This is a genomic window from uncultured Neptuniibacter sp., from assembly GCF_947498015.1.
Lineage (GTDB): Bacteria > Pseudomonadota > Gammaproteobacteria > Pseudomonadales > Balneatricaceae > Neptuniibacter.
In genome coordinates, this window is the sequence record NZ_CANMIR010000007.1 from 65,000 (window position 1) to 83,034 (window position 18,035).

An 18,035-nucleotide genomic window follows, 5' to 3' on the forward strand; every position below is an offset into this window, starting at 1 on the left:
GCGACTTCTCATATCGATATGCACGACCAACCATTTCGTGATCATCTATACAAAACCGTATATTTTACCATAAGTTGCTATAGGTAGCCTTAAATCGAAACAGCATAATATCGCCGCACAACTGAACTAATTTCCTATCGCTTTGACTAATAGAAAATAATTTTAAAAGGTCTCCACATGAAGAAGGCACTCCTACTACTTTTCATTGCATTGGCCGTCAGCGCCTTCTTCATCTTCGACCTGAACCAGTACCTCAGCCTTGAATTTATCAAGGAGAACCAGGCCCGCTTTAATCATTTCTATGCTGAAAACCCAATTCTGACGCTAACAATTTTCTTTATTATCTATGTTGTGGTCACAGGATTATCTCTACCTGGTGCAGCTATTATGACCCTCGCAGGCGGAGCACTTTTTGGTTTTTCAGCAGGGTTACTGGTGATCTCCTTTGCCAGCAGTATCGGCGCTACTCTTGCTTTTCTCTTCTCTCGCTTCCTGCTGAGAGATGGGATCCAACAGCGTTTTTCCCAGCAACTCAGTTCCATCAATCAAGGGATAGAGAAAGAGGGTGCTTTCTATCTTTTCACATTACGCTTAGTCCCTATATTCCCGTTTTTTGTTATCAATCTGGCGATGGGCCTGACCCCAATCAAAACATGGACATTCTATTGGGTCAGCCAACTGGGGATGCTGGCGGGTACTGCCGTTTATGTAAACGCAGGAACACAATTGGGGCAGTTGGATTCTCTGGCAGGAATACTCTCACCAGAGATACTGGTCTCTTTTGCCCTGCTGGGTATATTCCCGCTGATAACCAAGAAAACCATCGATCATATAAAAGCCCGCGCAATCTACAAAGGCTTCTCCAAACCCAAGCATTTTGATACTAACCTTGTGGTCATAGGCGCAGGCTCTGCTGGCCTGGTGACCTCCTATATTGCGGCAGCGGTCAAAGCCAAAGTTAATCTTATCGAGAAACACAAAATGGGTGGGGATTGCTTAAATACGGGCTGTGTACCCTCAAAAGCGCTGATCCGCTCAGCTCGCTTTGTCGCCGACAGCAAACGAAGTAAGGAGTACGGAATTGCGCGTAGCGATGTGAAATTCAACTTTGCTGAGATCATGGAACGAGTCTCTAACGTTATCAAAACGGTTGAACCACATGATTCAATAGAGCGCTACACAGGGCTTGGTGTGGATTGTGTTCAGGGTGCCGCAACTATCCTCAACCCCTATGAAGTTGTTGTTAACGGAGAGATCATTACAACCCGCAACATTGTCATCGCAACGGGGGCTCGTCCCCGCATTCCCGCCATTCGCAATATTGAAGCGATGCAACCACTGACCTCTGATAATCTCTGGGAGTTACGCGATCTGCCTAAACGCCTGCTGGTTCTCGGAGGCGGACCTATCGGTTGCGAACTCAGTCAATGTTTCGCACGCTTGGGTTCGGAGGTAAGCATAGTCCTGCGAGGCAATCGCATCATGCCAAAAGAGGACCCTGATGTCTCAGAATATGTAAGTGATCAATTCGCCAAGGAGGGCGTTCAGATCCTTTCTGAACGAAAAATGCGCGAGTTTAGAGAGCAGGATGGTGAGAGGATTCTAATCTGCGAACATCAGGGAAACATTGAAGAGATTCGCTTTGACCAGCTACTGATTGCTACGGGTCGTCAGGCCAATGTTGAGGGTTTCGGCCTGGACAAACTGGGGATCCCCACCAAAGAGGATGGCACTCTTGAAGTTAACGAGTACTTACAAACTAAATACCCCAATATCTACGCATGTGGCGATGTTGCAGGTCCAAACCAGTTTACGCATGCAGCGGCTCATCAAGCCTGGTATGCAGCTGTTAATGCGCTCTTCGGAACGTTTAAAAAATTTAAAGTTGATTACTCTGTGATCCCAGCTGCCACATTTACCGATCCTGAAGTTGCCCGCGTCGGGCTGAATGAGACCGAAGCTGAGGCCCATGGGATCGCCTATGAGGTCACCCTGTTTGATCTTGAAGAGCTCGACAGAGCGATCGCTGACAGTGATAACCATGGTTTCGTAAAAGTACTTACAGTCCCCGGCAGGGACAAGATTCTTGGCGCCACGATCGTCGGTCCCCACTCAGGAGAACTCATTACCGAGTATGTAACCGCAATGAAGCATGGGCTAGGACTGAATAAAATTCTCGGAACCATTCATATCTACCCTACATTGAGCGAGGCCAATAAATATGCGGCCGGTGAATGGAAGAGAGCCAATGCGCCACAGGAGATATTAAATTGGGTGGCAAAATACCATCGCTGGATGCGCGGTCAGAAATAGCGTGTTCGCAGGAGCCGGATAAATTCCGGCCACGCCTGCTTTATCCACAACCGTTGATATAGCAGAGTCAGTGAGAGCCACCCCTTACGCTCATATTTACGAGCACTGGTTCGCAACTTTTGCCAACAGCATTTGAGTGGAACCCTGTTCTGACGTGCATACCAGACAAACAGGTGATCTTCGCCATAGGCTACAGATTCGGGATACCCCCCTACCAGATTAAATTTTTCCTTTTTAATCAAAAATCCCTGATCACCAAACGGAACTCCCAACAGAAGCGACCTCAAATTAGCCCCTAGGCTATTGAGAGGCATAGAGCTGGGGCCATCTGACATAAATTCGAGTAAACAATAGTGCAGGCTATTTGGGTAACGGGAGAGATTGGCTAGAAGCGCATCAATCAGGGCTGGCGAGAATCGGCTATCCAGATGTAAGAACCAGATAAACTGGCCTGACGCATGCGCAGCCCCCGTATTCATCTGGATACCCCGATCGGGAGCTGTAAAGAGCCAATAAACAGGGTAGGCATTCATGACCTGATCCGTTTGCTCCTTCAGCACCGCCTGCTCTATTGGATCACAACCGACCAAGATAATTTCACTACCCTCCGGCAGGAGATGAAGATCCTCAATCAACCCTTGTGGAATATCTGGCTCTTCAGGTCCAACCGGAATCACAACGGATAGCAGCGGCTCAGGCACTCAAAACTTCCAACAGTTGCAACTGGCTTTCGTCGAGTGCCTCCTTAGGCGTAAGCACGGCACTCGCTAAACTTTTTCGACAACCGCACACCTCTGAGCAGCTTTGTGCCTGTGCGATATAAGCTGTTAGTACTTTTTTAGCTTTCTCCAGGCTAGCGCCATAACGTGCAATGACCTGCTCGACACTCACATGTTGAGCAGGGTCATCCAACCAGCAATCATAATCGGTCGCTATTGCGATGGTGGTATAGCAAAGCTGCGCTTCACGCGCGAGAAAAACCTCCGGGACATTCGTCATACCCACCAGATCACAGCCGGCAGCTCCCCGAAGGAAAAAGCTTTCAGCACGCGTGCCCAGCCGGGGACCATCAACACAACCATACGTTTTATTCCGATGTAACTTAATATCAACGGTTGTCGCTGCTCGCTCCAGCGCATCTGCCAGTGACTTACAGGTCGGCTCCGCTGTGGAAACGTGGGCTGCCAGCCCGTTACCAAAGAAACTCTTCTGCCGGTCCCCCTTTACAAAATCGAAATATTGATCCGGAAGGGAAAGATCCCCCGGTTCAATTTCGGCCTGCAAACTGCCGACCGCTGACAAGCCGATCAGTTGGGTCACTCCCAGCTTCTTTAAAGCCCAGACATTGGCGCGATAGTTCACCTCAGAGGGGAGAAGCTCATGCCTCACACCATGCCGGGGTAGAAACAATAGATCCCTGTCACTCATGACCCCCTGTACGATGGGGGCTGAAGGCGCTCCGAAAGGGGTATCGATCTGATGCTTCTGCTTAACTTCAAGCCCTTCCAGCTGATAGATTCCCGTGCCACCAATAATACCCAGCATTAATACCCCCTTATCCTTCGCTACAGGATGCCCCATAGGCAAAACAACTATAACAACGATGATGTTTCATACTGATTCGCTCATCCAGACTCTGGCGTAAATCACTCCCCAGATCATATTCTTCATCATCATCCACCAATGTACAGGCATAGACCCGCATCTGACCCTGTTTTTTAACAACCATTTTACTGAAGGCGCACATGAAGTTTTGCCGACTCTCCTCATTTTGGTAAGTCGTCATACACGCAGTGGTCACTTGTGGTACCTGTGGCAGGCTCCCGGGTGTTGCAAAATCCGGGAAGGCCACAATATGCAGATTTTCAGGCAAGCCATTCTGTTTAAACAAAGCGCTGTAGGCTTGTTCAACCCGTTCTCGGTTCTCCCCCTTATCCATATGCCGGGCAACCGAGACCTGAAAGCCTGCTGAATATAACTGTTGTAACCCTTGCAGCGCCTTATGAAACGCCCCCTCTCCGCGACCTGCATCGTGCATCTCTGCTGCTGGCTTATCGATACTAACCCGGAACTTGACCGGATGTTTTGTTCCAGCCAACGTAGCAACCTCAGCCATCCTCTGCTGTAGCGCCTCGGTGCCATTTGTCAGCACTAAACAGGGACGAAATTGCGCCGCATAAGCTAAAATTTTCACCAACTGTTTAGCCAGAAAGGGCTCCCCTCCTGTAAACGAAAACTGCTCCACCCCCAGCTCCAGAGCTTCATCTATGTAAGGTTTCACATCGCCAAATTTCACAAGCTCCAGACGTTTATCACCGGGCCCTGATCCCTCGAGGCAGAAAGAGCACTGTAAATTGCAAGCGGTGCCAGTATGAAACCAGAGCTCGCGCAGGGTGAAAGGGTCGATATAACCACGCGCATCTCCCTCTGGCGTATAGTTCCAATTTTCCGTGCGGATTCTTTGCATAGTTTAACCATCAAACCTTAATCATATTGGATTCAGAGCCCACTAATGGGTTGACCAACCTCAACAGCGCCTGCCTTGAGGGGCGCTCATCATCGTGAAGATCTTTCACCAATTTAATCAGGTCCGCTTCCAGATCTATATCATAGCTAGGCCTTATATAGCTGACGGAACGATGTTGAGCCCGGCACGCCTGATCCAGTTCTTCGCCCAAACGGTCCGTACTCCAGGGAAGATCACTAATATCTGGCCATCCTGAGGATGATGCCATCAAGGTAATCCCCCCATCCTCCGCTGCACTCAGCACTACATCGGAGGTAACCAGTCCCTTTGCGGCTTCCCGCAGGTAACTGTGATCCAGGATAGGCGCATCAGAGCCAATGATGAGGATACGTTGGTGGCCTGAATCCCTGAGGTGGTTATCAACCGCCACAATCCGCTCACCCAGATTGCCTTCAGGCTGCACCACTACGGTGACACCAGGGAGCAGCCGCTCCGCCCAATCCCGATCCTGTTCAGAAGAGGGGGAGAGCACAACAGGTCCCTGCCAATGACCCGCATCCTCTATAGCACAATTTAAAAGGGCACGAGCAATATCCAGTGCCACTTCAGGCCCAAGAGTAGCCGCTATACGCTGTTTTCCCTGATGCAGGCGGGGCTTTTTACAAAATATCAGGAGTGTGGTGTCTGAACGATTAGTCAATGAATCATCCTTATATGGAACAACTGTTTGATAGACAGGAAGTTTTTGTAATAGTTCATGCAATCATCGTGTTTATAAGCTAACGTAAATTGATGGTCGATTCAGCCTCTTTAACGCTCTCAACCAACTTACTCACACATTCGTACCGGTATTAAGATGAATCAGGTAATACAACTTCTCAATAGCCACCGTTCTATTCGAAAATTCACGTCGCAAGCCGTCGAACAGGAGCAGATTAATCAGTACATCCAAGCAGGACAGGCAGCAGCAACCTCCAGCTTTATTCAGGCCTGCACTGTCATTCAGGTGAATCACCCTGATACCCGTGCATCTCTGGCAGAGTGGGCCGGCAACCAGACTTATGTTAAGGATGCCCCACGCTTTCTGGTGTTCTGTGCTGATATGAATCGACACCGTATCAGTTGTGAGATGCATGATTCCGAAATGCTTTCCGGATTTACAGAACAGTTTATAACTGCAACGGTCGACTGCGCCCTGTTTGCTCAGAATGTTGCGATCGCGGCCGAATCAGAAGGCTTAGGTGTGGTCTATATCGGTGGTCTGCGCAATAAAATTAACCACGTTACTGATGCACTTTCCCTTCCTCAGCTGGTTTATCCGGTATTTGGTATGTGCCTGGGCTACCCGGATCAAGATCCTGAAGTGAAACCACGCCTCCCCCTGGAAGTAGTACTAAAACAGGACCGGTATGATGATTCCACAGACGCGGAACTGATCGCGACATATGACCAGACGGTCAGAACTTACTACCAGCAGCGCACGGGCGGTCAGAAAGAGATGAGCTGGAGTGAGCAAATTTCCACTATGCTACGAAAGGAAGCTCGCCCCCATATGCTTTCTTTCTTACAATCTCGCGGGTATCTTAGGAGATAGATAAAATTTTACGCTTAATTTAATTTTCATGGTCGGCAAGGAGAATAATAATGGGCGATTCCATTGAAACGGGCGAATCACTCGATCTACTGTTAGCACGTCAGCCTGTATTCAATAAAAGCCAGGATGTTGTCGCTTATGTACTGCTTTATCGCAACGATGATGAACAGGCGCCTCATACAATTAATGACCACCTTGCAACCTCCTCTGTCATTCTGAATACCTACGCCAGCATCTGCGAAGATGGCCAGGTTCGTTCTCTCCCCTGCTACATCAAGTTGACAGATAAGACGTTGATGGCAGAGAACTTTCCAGAGCTGCCCAAAGAGCATTTTATTCTGGAGATATTAGGTCACTCAGATATCACACCTGAGTTTGTCGAGCGGGTTAAAGAGCTGGGGCAGCAGGGATACCGGTTAGCACTATCCGACTTTAAACCAGTGAAAAAATTTAAACCTCTACTGAACCTGATCCATATCCTTAAACTGGATATGCAAGCCATTGAGTCGGATAAACTTCACGATCTGGTGCGCACCCTGCGCCCATATAACTTAGAGTTGCTCGCCGACAAAGTCGAAACTCAGGAGGAGTTCCGGCAGTGCCATGAACTGGGCTTCTCACTCTATCAGGGCTATTTCCTGTCAAAACCCGAGCCGGTCAAAGGCAAAAAACTGGGTAGCAGCAAAGTACTCTTGATGCAGATGATGGTGGAACTGCAGAGCCCAACCGCAACCGCACAATCTGTCGAGCAGTTAGTGGTTAATGACCCCCTGCTGACGTATCGGATACTGCGCGTGGTGAACTCAGCCGCTTTCAGTCTGCAGCGCGAGATCGAGTCACTCTCCCATGCCATCAGCCTTCTGGGCTTTGAGCAGATACGTAAATGGGTTAGCCTCTTTCTGGTCACTGATACTCAGGATAAGCCTGAAGAGCTGACCCGCAGCATGCTGGTGCGTGGGCGAATGTGTGAACTGCTTGCCGAGATGCTGGGCCGACACCAACCGATCAATAACTTCATCACCGGGCTCTTTTCTAAGCTGGACGTCTTGTTAGATATGGAGATGCAGGAGCTGCTTGAGCAGGTTCCTTTACAAGCTGATGTGAAAGCCGCACTACTAACACATGAGGGACAACTGGGCCAGATCTTGCAGCAGGTGTCTCAATACGAAAGTGGCGACTTTGATGATATGGATCTGCTACTGGACAAATCCTTCTACGAAGCCGCCTACCGCCACAGCCTGACATGGTCTCAGCAGGTGATGATGAGTTTGAGTGAGAAATAAACTCAGCTAGCGCTCTCATGCCAATAACAGAGAACTTCGATCTGGTCCTGCTGCTGGTTCTTTCAGCAGCAGGAACCTCCTTCATCACAGCTGCGATGGGGATTGGTGGCGGGGTTCTTCTACTGGCCATTCTCGCATCCGTTCTTCCTCCTGCTGCGCTTATTCCTGTACACGGTCTGGTACAACTGGGGTCAAATGGAAACCGCGCCTGGATGACCCGACATCATATCGACTGGTGCATGGTTAAAAGCTTTACCGCAGGTGCATGTACCGGTGCATTTTTAGCCTCATTTGTAGTGATTCAGTTACCCCTTGAGTTAATACAACTCTCCGTCGCTCTTTTTATCCTCTATCTGGTTTGGGGCCCTAAACCCCAGAAGCATCAAACCAGTGAACAGGGGCATCTAATAGCGGGAGCAGGAACAACCTTTATATCGATGTTTGTCGGCGCAACAGGCCCACTAGTCGCAGGATTTGTACACCGTAAAAACTATGATAAACATGTAACAACTGCCACCTTCGCTACCTGTATGAGCTTTCAGCACCTGTTGAAAATGCTTGTATTCTCCCTTATCGGGTTTGCTTTCTGGGCTTGGTTACCTCTCATCATATTGATGATCCTCGGCGGAGTCTTAGGTACCTGGCTTGGTCTGAAAATGCTGAATCGAATTCCTCCAAAGCGCTTTAAATTGGTATTTAAAACCGTGATCACACTGATGGCCTTCCGGCTTCTGTGGCAAGCCTCACAGACGCTACTTTGAGGCAATAAAAAAGGCAGCCGAAGCTGCCTTTAACGATGACTTAGTGGAATCAGTCCAGTTTAGCCAGATCCCTTACAGCACCCTTGTCCGCAGAGGTTGCCAGTTTCGCGTAAGCTTTCAACGCTGCAGATACCTTACGTGGACGCTCCTCTACAGGCTTCCAACCCAGCTTATCCTGCTCAGCACGACGCTCCGCCAACTCTTCATCCGAGAGTAGAACATCAATCGTACGGTTCGGAATATCGATCCGGATACGGTCACCATTGCGTACCAACCCTATCGCTCCACCCGCAGCCGCTTCTGGGGAAACATGTCCGATAGACAGGCCCGAAGTACCGCCAGAAAAACGGCCATCCGTCAGCAATGCACAGGCCTTTCCCAGGCCTTTAGACTTGATATAGGAGGTCGGATACAGCATCTCCTGCATGCCCGGACCACCCTGAGGGCCTTCATAACGAACGATAACAACATCACCCGCCTTCACCTTATCTTCAAGGATGTTTGCAACCGCTTCATCCTGTGATTCTGTTATATGCGCAGGCCCTTCAAAGACCAGAATGGACTCATCCACACCTGCAGATTTAACAACGCAACCATCAAGCGCAATATTACCGTGAAGGACGGCCAAGCCCCCTTCCAATGAGAACGCATTCTCGATAGAACGGATACAACCATTCTCACGGTCACCATCCAGCGTCGGCCAACGGGTCGACTGACTGAACGCTTCCTGTGTCGGGATTCCAGCAGGACCCGCTTTATAGAACTCCATCACCTCCGGAGTCGGGTTACGCATAATGTCCCACTGATCCAGCGCATCTTTCATCGTTGGCGCATGTACAGTCGGTACATCAGTGTGAAGTTTACCCGCACGATCCAGTTCACCCAAAATACCCATAATGCCGCCTGCGCGGTGCACATCTTCAATATGGTATTTCTGAGTATTCGGCGCCACTTTACACAGCTGAGGGACAACCCGGGAGAGACGGTCGATATCCTTCATCGTAAAGTCGATCTCAGCTTCCTGAGCGATCGCTAACAGGTGCAGAATGGTGTTCGTGGAGCCACCCATCGCAATATCCAGCGTGATCGCATTTTCAAAAGCTTTAAACCCAACAGCACGAGGCAATACACCTTCGTTATCCTGCTCATAATACTCTTTAGCCATATCGACAATGGTACGGCCCGCTTGCAGGAACAACTGTTTACGGTCTGCATGCGTTGCAACGACAGTACCATTACCAGGCAGAGCCAAACCAAGTGCTTCCGCCAGACAGTTCATCGAGTTTGCGGTAAACATGCCGGAACATGACCCACAGGTCGGGCATGCAGATCGTTCAACCTCATCAACCAACTCATCCGAAGCTTCCGGGTCGACCGCCAATACCATTGCGTCTACCAGATCCAGCTTATGCTCTGCCAGCTTGGTTTTACCCGCTTCCATAGGACCACCGGTGACAAAAATAACCGGGATATTCAGACGCATAGCGGCCATCAGCATCCCCGGTGTGATCTTGTCACAGTTCGAGATACAGACCAATGCATCCGCACAGTGAGCATTGACCATGTACTCCACAGAGTCCGCAATAATGTCGCGAGACGGCAGCGAATAAAGCATACCGTCATGCCCCATTGCGATTCCGTCATCCACTGCGATCGTATTGAACTCTTTCGCCACACCACCCGCTTTTTCAATCTCACGAGCAACCAGCTGTCCCATATCCTTCAGGTGGACATGCCCTGGTACAAACTGGGTAAAGGAGTTGGCAACAGCGATGATAGGTTTATGGAAATCTTCATCTTTCATACCTGTCGCACGCCAGAGTGCGCGTGCACCAGCCATATTACGACCCGCAGTCGATGTCTTTGAGCGATATTGCGGCATTAGCTTAACCCTTGGAGTAATAAAATTTTCTTTGCAGGCGGTCGAGTATAGCAGAACCACCGTAAAACCGTTGTCTGGCGATATTGTTTTCTTCGCAACAACACATGTCATGAATTGGATCACAGATTGATTGACTACACTAGAAGTAGTCTGGACTTATGGAGGCAGGTCATGCGTATCGGTATCCCTAAAGAGATTAAAGTGCATGAATATCGCGTCGGGCTCACCCCCTCTGGGGTACGGGAACTCGTCACACAGGGTCATCAGCTACTGGTTGAACAATCCGCAGGGACTGCGATCGGTTTCAGCGATACGGATTACCAGCAGGCAGGCGCCCGGATATGCGATTCTGCTGATCTGCTCTGGCAACAAGCTGAGATGGTCGTCAAAGTAAAGGAGCCTCAGGCAGAGGAGGCGCAGCAGCTTCGGGAGGGGCAGATTCTGTTCACTTACCTCCACCTGGCTGCCGAGGAGCAGTTAACCCACGCTCTGATCAACTCTGGAGCGATCGCCATCGCCTATGAAACCATCACCGATTCACATGGCCGTTTACCGCTCTTAGCACCGATGAGCGAGGTCGCAGGAAGGATGTCTGTTCAGGCGGGTGCTCACTGTCTGGAGATCGCGCAACAGGGGCGCGGCGTACTGCTCGGAGGCGTACCCGGTGTAGCCCCCGGAAACGTTATAATTTTGGGCGGAGGTGTTGTCGGCACGAATGCGGCTCAAATGGCACTTGGGCTAGGGGCCAATACGACTATTTTTGATACATCACCCGATCGTTTACGCGAACTTGATCAACAGTTTCATGGCCGGCTCCAGACCCGCTACTCCACGCGAGACAGTATCTTAACCGCGCTACCGGACGCTGACCTGGTTATCGGCGCAGTTTTGATTCCCGGCGCTGCCGCACCCAAACTTGTGACCCGCGAAGATCTGACACTACTGCCAGACGGTGCTGTAATTGTTGATGTCGCCATCGATCAGGGAGGGTGCTTTGAAACCAGCCGTGCGACAACACACCAGAACCCGACCTTCATCGAGGAGGGGGTGGTACATTACTGTGTTGCCAATATGCCCGGGGGGGTGGCACGTACATCCACGCTGGCACTCACCAATGCAACCCTGCCTTATATTATCCGCCTTGCAGCCAGGGGTTGGCGGCCAGCATTACGTGAGGATATCAACTTTGCCCGCGGATTGAATGTTGCTGGCGGCCATCTTTACTGTCCGGGTGTGGCTGAAGCTTTTGACCTTAAACTCCGACCAATTGATCAACTGTAAGCTCCTCCCCCTCTTGATCAAAACCGAGTTGCGCACTAGTCTGGGCGGCACTGTTAATTTTCGGAGCCAATATGTCCAGCCTTGATAAAAAAGAGATCCGTTCAGATATATGGATGCAACGTCTGATTAAAACAGGGATTCCCATTGCCGTAATCAGTGTTATCTCCCTGTGGACCGGTTGGTTTTTCAAGATTCCCGAGCTGGGTAATCTGTTTATCGTCACCGCAGCGATCGCCCTGTTTCTGGGATTGATCTATAACGTCCGTTTTGTCATTCTCTCTGTCCGCCAGCTGAAAGCAAAAGACCCGAAGCGCTGAGTTAAGATAATCCTATATGTCTCATCCATTGCTTAACCACTATCCTGAACTGGATCAACTTGACACAGCGGGCAGAGAGATCATCCAACAGGCCCAGCTAATTAATGTGCCTGCGGGCACGGTTCTGTTTCGTCATGGGGATCGCTGTAACAACTTTATTATGGTTACAGGTGGCACCGTCAAAGTGGTTGCGCGCGCGCCCTCAGGTCGAGAGATTGTTCTCTACCGTATCGAGGGGAGCGGCACCTGTGTTTTGACCACTTCATGTCTGCTGGGCCAGAGGGATTACCCCGCCGAGGGTATCGCGGAATCACCCGTTGAAGCATATTTATTACCCCATCATGCGTTCTCTTCAGCCCTGAATAACTCATCAGGCTTACGCGCATTTATCTTTTCCTCCTATGCTCATCCTCTCTCCGACATGATCGAGCTGGTACAGAGCATCGCGTTTGAAAGTATTGAAACCCGCCTTACCGAATATCTGTTAGCCCATACCGATAAAAGTCTGCAGATTCGAGCATCCCATCAACAGATCGCGGATGAACTGGGTACAGCCAGAGAAGTTGTGTCACGCCACCTAAAAAAGATGGAGCAGCAAAACAGTATCCGCCTCGAACGTGGCTGCATCCATATATGTGACCTCAGTCAACTTAGTTCTGTGACTTAATCACAGACCCAGCTCTTCCGTCTCACTAGAATAACCTCAAACGTAGATTTTAAGAGGTTAATCGTCATGGAAAAGAACATTGGTAATCTGGATAAGATGGTAAGAGTTCTGGTGGGACTGGTTTTGATCGCACTGGTATTTGTCGGCCCCCAATCAGTATGGGGGTGGATTGGTGTTCCAGTCATTCTGATCGCACTGTTTGGCTGGTGCCCGCTCTACAAAGTATTAGGCATCAGCACTTGCCGCAAATGCACTAACAGCTAACCGCTTAGGCAGAGCGATTTACGCTCTGCCTTTCCCTCTCCGTTCACCCTCGATACAGTTTCATCTGCCTACACTTCTCTCACAAGCACTGTCCTCAAAGCGTTTCCCGTTCAACTATTTACTTCTGATTCAATGATACGTGATACTTGTGAGCCTACACTTAAGATACAAGCAACAGATACGATCCGGTGCGCCAAAGTATCGGAGCATTACACGCAAGAATGAGGTTGGAGTCATGTTTAAGCAGCTGCTTCTCAGATCGCTGCTCACATTGAGCCTTGCTATGGGTTGTTCTCAAATTACCCTAGCGACAGAGCCCACAACGGTAACGCTAAAAGAAGCGATGATCAAAGCGACTGAGGTCACAGGTGGCGAAGTCATTAAAACTGAAACAACCCAATTCCGGGATCGGGCCGTTTATAAAATTCGTCTGGTCAAAGAGGGTCGGGTCAAAGATGTTCTCATCGACAGCCAAAATGGCAAAGTATTGAAACACTGACAAGGAGCTGTAGCACAATGAAACTATTAGTTGTTGAAGATGATCCGGATCTACGCCGTCAGTTAGTCACCGCTCTAAACAGTAATAACTATACGGTCGAAGAGAGTGCCGATGGGGAAGATGCTCTCTATATGGGGCAGGAGTATCCCTACGATCTTGCTATTGTCGATCTGGGCCTGCCCAAGCTATCGGGTATCGAGGTGATCAAACAGTGGCGTGAAGAGGGTAAAGAGTTTCCTATTATTATTCTGACAGCGCGCGGCGACTGGCAGGATAAAGTGGAAGGGCTTGAGGCCGGTGCTGATGACTATCTGGTCAAACCGTTCCATATGGAAGAGTTAAACGCCCGCCTCAATGCACTGCTAAGAAGAGCGGCAGGCCATGCCAAACCGGTGCTTAAATTCGGTTCTCTCAGCATCGATACCACGGGTCGGGTGGTCTATCTGAATGACGAACCCGTCAATCTGACCAGCTATGAGTATCGCACCTTTGAATACCTGGTACTTAATGCCGGCAAAACCATCTCGAAAAGTGAACTGACCGAGCACCTTTACCATCAGGATTTTGACCGTGACAGCAATGTCTTGGAGGTCTTTATTCGTCGACTTCGTCAGAAACTAGACCCCGATCAGACCCTGCAACCGATCACGACTGTTCGCGGTTTGGGATACCGCTTTGCCCTGAGCGAAGATAAGGGTAGCGAGTGAATATCAAATCCCCCCTGCGCTCGCTGCAGGGGCGACTGCTGATCGCATCGGTATTTGTTCTTCCTGTCGTCCTGCTGATCGCAGGACTGGCTCTCAGCAATGCCTATCACTACAGTCTGGAAAACTCGGTTAAGGACCGCCTGCAACTTCAGGTATACCTGTTGCTGGGCGCAGTCGAACTGAAAGAGGACCATATTCGCTTTCCTGAAAGCCTTCACGAGCCCCGTTACGAACAGATTGGATCCGGCTTATATGCGTCTATCCACGATCAAAAGGGCAACCTTCTTTGGCGCTCACTCTCCTCTGTACTCCTGGACGATCCCCAGCTATCCGAAGCGATCAACCTAAGCGGTCTGACCACAGGAGAGCCTCTCTTTGAGCATATGAGTGAGGCCAATCTATACCGGTTCCAGCTACGTATTATTTGGGAATCTGGGGGGCAGGAAAAATCTTTTCTCTTCACCGTCATGGAGAGCGATGATCTGGTCGTCAGGGATATCAAAGCTTACAACCAACAGATCACGCTCTGGCTGAGTATTATTTTCTTAGTTGCCCTACTGGCGCAAAGCATCATCCTCAGTTGGGGCCTGACCCCTCTGCGCCGTCTGGCCCGAGACCTGAAACAGATAGAATCAGGTCATTCAGAGCAACTCGCAGGTAGCTATCCGGAAGAGGTGGAACCGGTCACTGCCAACCTGAATGGATTAATTGAGAGCGAACGGAAACAGAGAGAGCGCTATCGCAATACGCTGGGGGATCTGGCACACAGTTTAAAAACACCCTTGGCTGTGATGCGGGGTGCTGAACATGAGCCGCATGAACTACCGGAGTATCAGGCGCTGGTAACAGAGCAAGTTGAGCGCATGGACCAGATTGTGCAGTACCAGTTAGCCCGTGCCGTTAAAAGTCAGACGAAACCCTTAGGCAAAGCGGTTGCAGTCGTTCCAATTATCGAACGTATGCTGGGGGCTCTGGGCAAAGTCTATCGTAACAAACAGATGCAGGTTGAAACGCAACTGGCGGACAGTTTGACCTTCTATGGAGATGAGCGGGATCTGATGGAGGTACTGGGTAACATTTTGGAGAACGCCTTTAAATATGGGCACAGTTCAGTCTCCATCAGCGGTACCTACCAACACTCAGAACTTAAACTTTCAATTTGTGATGACGGCCCCGGAGTCAGTCCGGAGATGCGACAGATGATTCTTCAGCGGGGGGCTCGACTGGATACCTCGATTCAGGGACAGGGGATCGGCCTATCGGTGGCAACCGATATCATTAGCAGCTATCAGGGGCAGTTAGAGGTGAAGGATTCACCTCTGGGGGGCACCTGCTTTATCATACATTTCCCCGATTAAAGGGTCCGTACAAAGACCTTCGAGTTGCGTTGCAGGTTAAACATCTCTTTTTTCTCCCCCGGAAGCTGCTCTACAGTCGATTCAACAAACCCATGCTCCACAAACCAGTGAGCTGTTTTTGTTGTCAGAACAAACAACCGCTTCAGCCCCTGTTTAAGTGCCTGCTGCTGGATCGCTTCCAGTAACTGATCACCCCGCGCTCCCCCTTTGTATTCTGAGGCCACCACAACGCAAGCAAGCTCACCCATCTTCTCTTGTGAGAACGGGTACAGAGCGGCACAGCCGATGACCACACCATCGCGTTCAATCAGGGTGAATCGCTCAATTTCATTTTCCAGAACTTCACGGGAACGCCGTACGAGCGTGCCATCCTGCTCAAGCGGGTCAATCAGTTCGAGTACCGCGCCAACATCCTCGATTGTTGCCTTACGCAACTGTTCATAAGATTCCTGAAGCACCATCGTGCCGGACCCATCCCGGGTAAACAGTTCAGCCAGAAGGGCACCATCCACTTTGTGACTCACCAGATGACAGCGTTTAACGCCACGCCTGCAGGCATTCACTGCGGCTTCCAGGTTCCGCGACAGCTCGGTATGAGGTTGATTGGTCTCCTCAAGAGAGGACAGATATTGCCCCACCAGCCTTTCAGCCTTGCGTGTCAGCAGCTCACTGCGGAGCTTACCGCTGCTATCGAGCACTCCGGGATCTGCGCCAAACAGTATCAGCTTATCAGCATCGATGGCTGAGGCTGCTGCGGTCGCTACATCTTCAACAGCCAGATTAAACAGTTCACCCGTCGGGGAGTAACCCAGATGTGACAACAGGACGATATTACCGTCATCAAGCTGCTGCCGAATCGCTTCGCTATCAAGACGTCGTACCTCACCCGTATGGGCCATATCGACCCCATCCAGCACACCTACCGGCTTAGCCGTGACAAAATTACCAGAAACCACCTTGATCCGTGAGCCCGCCATTGGTGTATTCGGCAGGCCCAGCGAGAGACGCGCTTCTATCTCTGCCCGGACAATCGCAGATGCCTCAATCACGCAGGTCAAGGTTGCCTGATCCGTCACACGCAGGTGATGGTGCAGACGTGTTTCAATCTGCTTATGTTCTAACCGTTCAGCAATCTGTGGGCGAGAGCCATACACCAGAATCAGTCGCACCCCCAGGCTATTCAGAAGCGCGATGTCATGCACGATATTGGCAAAATTAGGATCCGCCACTGACTCGCCGCTCAACATCAGCACAAAGGTATTTCCCCGATGTGCATTGATATAGGGAGATGAGTGGCGGAACCAGTTAACGTATTGTTTAGTATCGTCTTTCACAGCAGGTCTACAGGCAGTATTGTTCAATCATTTTCTCTAATATGGCTACTGTAGGCTTAATCTGATCAAAAGCCAAATACTCATCCGGCTGGTGCGCCTGATCAATAAAGCCTGGCCCCATCACAATGGTATCCATACCCAGCTCCTGCATAAATGGCGCCTCCGTTCCAAAGGCTACACTTTCTGCATTGTAACCGGTCAATTGCTCGGCCATCTTAACCAGTTCAGAATCCTGTTTGTTTGCAAATGCGGGGATACCGGGAAAAAGCGACTCAGTACGTATCTCGACACCAAACTGCTCAGCCAAAGGCGATAACCGCTTGGTGACATCTTCTCGCAGGTTATCCAGATCCATACCCGGCAGAGGGCGGAGGTCATATTCCACTTCACACCGGCTGCAGATCCTGTTCGGATTATCTCCCCCATGGATGCACCCAAGATTGAGCGTTGGCTCAGCGATTTTGAAGGCACTGTTTTGATGTGTCTGCTTCATCTCATTGCGGAAGCTGATCAGCTCTGTCAGAACCGAGTGCATCGCATCCAGCGCGTTAGCACCTAATGATGGGTCCGATGAGTGCCCCGCTTTTCCCTCAACCCTGACCGCTTCCATCATCATCCCTTTATGCATATAGATCGGCTTGAGCCCTGTCGGCTCACCGATGATAGCGTAACGCGCTTTGGGCTTACCCGCTTTTGCCAGCGCACGCGCGCCACTCATGGAACTCTCTTCATCAGCCGTTGCCAGAATAATCAGGGGTTGCTGCAGCGGCTGCTGTAGATATTTTTTTGCCGCCTCAATCGCGATCGGAAAGAACCCTTTCATATCGCAGGTTCCCAACCCATAAAACCGATTGTTTTTTTCCGTCAATTTAAAGGGGTCGCTCTGCCATAATTCAGCATTAAACGGTACCGTATCGGTATGACCCGCCAACACCAGACCACCGGGGCCCGATCCTAACGTTGCAATCAGGTTGGCCTTACCCGGATGCCCCTCTACCGGCATAACCTCGGTGCTGAACCCCAATCCGGAAAGCCAGGTATCCAGGAGCTCGATCACCGCTAAATTACTCTGATCCCAATCCGGCTGAGTACAACTGACCGAGGGACTTGCAATCAACTGGGTCAGCATGGTCACCAGATCTGGGCAGTTTTTAGACATTGGTTGCTCCTGAAAACATCATTCTTTTCCTGCATTGTCGCTGGTTTACTGATAGAGGTCCATTTAAAGGCTATAGACCTATGTTTAGCTCGCATCCGTGGGGTAGACTTAGGAAAGATTGATCGCCAGCTTAACCAGAGAACGACAAT

The 18,035-nt window shown here is 50.2% G+C and carries 18 protein-coding genes; 11 read left to right on the forward strand and 7 right to left on the reverse strand.

Features of this window, described 5'->3' with window-relative positions:
• Positions 1 to 177 precede the first annotated feature (177 nt).
• Positions 178 to 2,313: an FAD-dependent oxidoreductase gene (locus Q0882_RS10640; protein ID WP_299181287.1), complete on the forward strand. Its 2,136-nt coding sequence runs from the start codon at positions 178 to 180 to the stop codon at positions 2,311 to 2,313.
• Here the strand turns inward: Q0882_RS10640 and Q0882_RS10645 are convergent.
• The 4 genes from Q0882_RS10645 to Q0882_RS10660 are packed head-to-tail and all read right to left on the reverse strand — an operon-like array spanning position 2,304 to position 5,480.
• Entirely contained in the window at positions 2,304 to 3,014 is a 711-nt protein-coding gene (locus tag Q0882_RS10645; RefSeq protein ID WP_299181289.1) for a hypothetical protein, read from the reverse strand. The two genes, Q0882_RS10640 and Q0882_RS10645, sit on opposite strands and share 10 nt — an antisense overlap.
• A complete protein-coding gene (locus Q0882_RS10650; RefSeq protein WP_299181292.1) occupies positions 3,007 to 3,858 on the reverse strand; it encodes an MTAP family purine nucleoside phosphorylase in 852 nt (283 codons plus the stop codon). Before Q0882_RS10650 ends, Q0882_RS10645 begins: the two co-directional genes overlap by 8 nt.
• 10 nt (positions 3,859 to 3,868) lie before the next feature.
• Positions 3,869 to 4,780, reverse strand: a complete 912-nt coding sequence (locus Q0882_RS10655) for a radical SAM protein (RefSeq protein WP_299181295.1) — start codon at positions 4,778 to 4,780, stop codon at positions 3,869 to 3,871.
• A gap of 10 nt (positions 4,781 to 4,790) precedes the next feature.
• A complete protein-coding gene (locus Q0882_RS10660) occupies positions 4,791 to 5,480 on the reverse strand; it encodes a DUF2064 domain-containing protein (RefSeq protein WP_299181298.1) in 690 nt (229 codons plus the stop codon).
• Between the two features lie 156 nt (positions 5,481 to 5,636).
• Between Q0882_RS10660 and nfsA the strand changes: the two genes are divergently transcribed.
• From nfsA to Q0882_RS10675, 3 genes are read left to right on the forward strand one after another with little or no spacing between them, the layout of a single operon-like run.
• Positions 5,637 to 6,374, forward strand: a complete 738-nt coding sequence (gene nfsA, locus Q0882_RS10665; RefSeq protein WP_299181301.1) for an oxygen-insensitive NADPH nitroreductase — start codon at positions 5,637 to 5,639, stop codon at positions 6,372 to 6,374.
• Positions 6,375 to 6,424: 50 nt separating this feature from the next.
• Positions 6,425 to 7,657: an EAL and HDOD domain-containing protein gene (locus Q0882_RS10670; protein WP_299181304.1), complete on the forward strand. Its 1,233-nt coding sequence runs from the start codon at positions 6,425 to 6,427 to the stop codon at positions 7,655 to 7,657.
• Positions 7,658 to 7,674: 17 nt separating this feature from the next.
• Complete coding sequence (locus tag Q0882_RS10675; protein ID WP_299181307.1) at positions 7,675 to 8,418, forward strand: sulfite exporter TauE/SafE family protein; 744 nt, start codon at positions 7,675 to 7,677, stop codon at positions 8,416 to 8,418.
• Between the two features lie 49 nt (positions 8,419 to 8,467).
• Here Q0882_RS10675 and ilvD read toward each other — a convergent pair whose 3' ends face one another.
• Positions 8,468 to 10,300, reverse strand: a complete 1,833-nt coding sequence (gene ilvD, locus Q0882_RS10680; protein WP_299181310.1) for a dihydroxy-acid dehydratase — start codon at positions 10,298 to 10,300, stop codon at positions 8,468 to 8,470.
• A gap of 171 nt (positions 10,301 to 10,471) precedes the next feature.
• Between ilvD and ald the strand changes: the two genes are divergently transcribed.
• From ald to Q0882_RS10715, 7 genes are all read left to right on the forward strand, one after another.
• Positions 10,472 to 11,581, forward strand: a complete 1,110-nt coding sequence (gene ald, locus Q0882_RS10685; protein ID WP_299181313.1) for an alanine dehydrogenase — start codon at positions 10,472 to 10,474, stop codon at positions 11,579 to 11,581.
• Positions 11,582 to 11,652: 71 nt separating this feature from the next.
• Positions 11,653 to 11,898, forward strand: a complete 246-nt coding sequence (locus tag Q0882_RS10690; RefSeq protein WP_299181317.1) for a hypothetical protein — start codon at positions 11,653 to 11,655, stop codon at positions 11,896 to 11,898.
• A 16-nt stretch (positions 11,899 to 11,914) separates the two neighbouring features.
• The gene (locus Q0882_RS10695; RefSeq protein ID WP_299181320.1) at positions 11,915 to 12,565 is read left to right on the forward strand and encodes a Crp/Fnr family transcriptional regulator; all 651 of its coding nucleotides are present in this window, start codon (positions 11,915 to 11,917) and stop codon (positions 12,563 to 12,565) included.
• 66 nt (positions 12,566 to 12,631) lie between these two features.
• Entirely contained in the window at positions 12,632 to 12,829 is a 198-nt protein-coding gene (locus tag Q0882_RS10700; protein WP_299181323.1) for a DUF2892 domain-containing protein, read from the forward strand.
• A 235-nt stretch (positions 12,830 to 13,064) separates the two neighbouring features.
• A complete protein-coding gene (locus tag Q0882_RS10705; protein ID WP_299181325.1) occupies positions 13,065 to 13,328 on the forward strand; it encodes a PepSY domain-containing protein in 264 nt (87 codons plus the stop codon).
• A gap of 17 nt (positions 13,329 to 13,345) precedes the next feature.
• Positions 13,346 to 14,035 carry a response regulator transcription factor gene (locus Q0882_RS10710; protein ID WP_299181327.1) on the forward strand — a complete coding sequence of 230 codons (690 nt, stop codon included), beginning with the start codon at positions 13,346 to 13,348 and terminating at the stop codon, positions 14,033 to 14,035.
• The gene (locus Q0882_RS10715; RefSeq protein WP_299181330.1) at positions 14,032 to 15,393 is read left to right on the forward strand and encodes an ATP-binding protein; all 1,362 of its coding nucleotides are present in this window, start codon (positions 14,032 to 14,034) and stop codon (positions 15,391 to 15,393) included. The genes Q0882_RS10710 and Q0882_RS10715 overlap by 4 nt, the downstream gene beginning before the upstream one ends.
• Here the strand turns inward: Q0882_RS10715 and argA are convergent.
• Both argA and argE read right to left on the reverse strand, forming a co-directional pair.
• Positions 15,390 to 16,727: an amino-acid N-acetyltransferase gene (argA, locus tag Q0882_RS10720; RefSeq protein WP_299181333.1), complete on the reverse strand. Its 1,338-nt coding sequence runs from the start codon at positions 16,725 to 16,727 to the stop codon at positions 15,390 to 15,392. The two genes, Q0882_RS10715 and argA, sit on opposite strands and share 4 nt — an antisense overlap.
• Before the next feature lie 7 nt (positions 16,728 to 16,734).
• Positions 16,735 to 17,886 carry an acetylornithine deacetylase gene (gene argE, locus Q0882_RS10725; protein ID WP_299181336.1) on the reverse strand — a complete coding sequence of 384 codons (1,152 nt, stop codon included), beginning with the start codon at positions 17,884 to 17,886 and terminating at the stop codon, positions 16,735 to 16,737.
• Positions 17,887 to 18,035 lie beyond the last annotated feature (149 nt).

What these genes read in the sequence shown, in the direction of transcription:
- Q0882_RS10695 (WP_299181320.1), top strand. Translation starts at nt 11,915, where the DNA reads ATGTCTCATCCATTGCTTAACCACTATCCTGAACTGGATCAACTTGAC.
- Q0882_RS10710 (WP_299181327.1), top strand. Translation starts at nt 13,346, where the DNA reads ATGAAACTATTAGTTGTTGAAGATGATCCGGATCTACGCCGTCAGTTA.
- ilvD (WP_299181310.1), bottom strand. Translation starts at nt 10,300, where the DNA reads ATGCCGCAATATCGCTCAAAGACATCGACTGCGGGTCGTAATATGGCT.
- Q0882_RS10675 (WP_299181307.1), top strand. Translation starts at nt 7,675, where the DNA reads ATGCCAATAACAGAGAACTTCGATCTGGTCCTGCTGCTGGTTCTTTCA.
- ald (WP_299181313.1), top strand. Translation starts at nt 10,472, where the DNA reads ATGCGTATCGGTATCCCTAAAGAGATTAAAGTGCATGAATATCGCGTC.
- argE (WP_299181336.1), bottom strand. Translation starts at nt 17,886, where the DNA reads ATGTCTAAAAACTGCCCAGATCTGGTGACCATGCTGACCCAGTTGATT.
- Q0882_RS10670 (WP_299181304.1), top strand. Translation starts at nt 6,425, where the DNA reads ATGGGCGATTCCATTGAAACGGGCGAATCACTCGATCTACTGTTAGCA.
- Q0882_RS10655 (WP_299181295.1), bottom strand. Translation starts at nt 4,780, where the DNA reads ATGCAAAGAATCCGCACGGAAAATTGGAACTATACGCCAGAGGGAGAT.
- nfsA (WP_299181301.1), top strand. Translation starts at nt 5,637, where the DNA reads ATGAATCAGGTAATACAACTTCTCAATAGCCACCGTTCTATTCGAAAA.
- Q0882_RS10700 (WP_299181323.1), top strand. Translation starts at nt 12,632, where the DNA reads ATGGAAAAGAACATTGGTAATCTGGATAAGATGGTAAGAGTTCTGGTG.
- Q0882_RS10650 (WP_299181292.1), bottom strand. Translation starts at nt 3,858, where the DNA reads ATGCTGGGTATTATTGGTGGCACGGGAATCTATCAGCTGGAAGGGCTT.
- Q0882_RS10690 (WP_299181317.1), top strand. Translation starts at nt 11,653, where the DNA reads ATGTCCAGCCTTGATAAAAAAGAGATCCGTTCAGATATATGGATGCAA.
- Q0882_RS10705 (WP_299181325.1), top strand. Translation starts at nt 13,065, where the DNA reads ATGTTTAAGCAGCTGCTTCTCAGATCGCTGCTCACATTGAGCCTTGCT.
- Q0882_RS10640 (WP_299181287.1), top strand. Translation starts at nt 178, where the DNA reads ATGAAGAAGGCACTCCTACTACTTTTCATTGCATTGGCCGTCAGCGCC.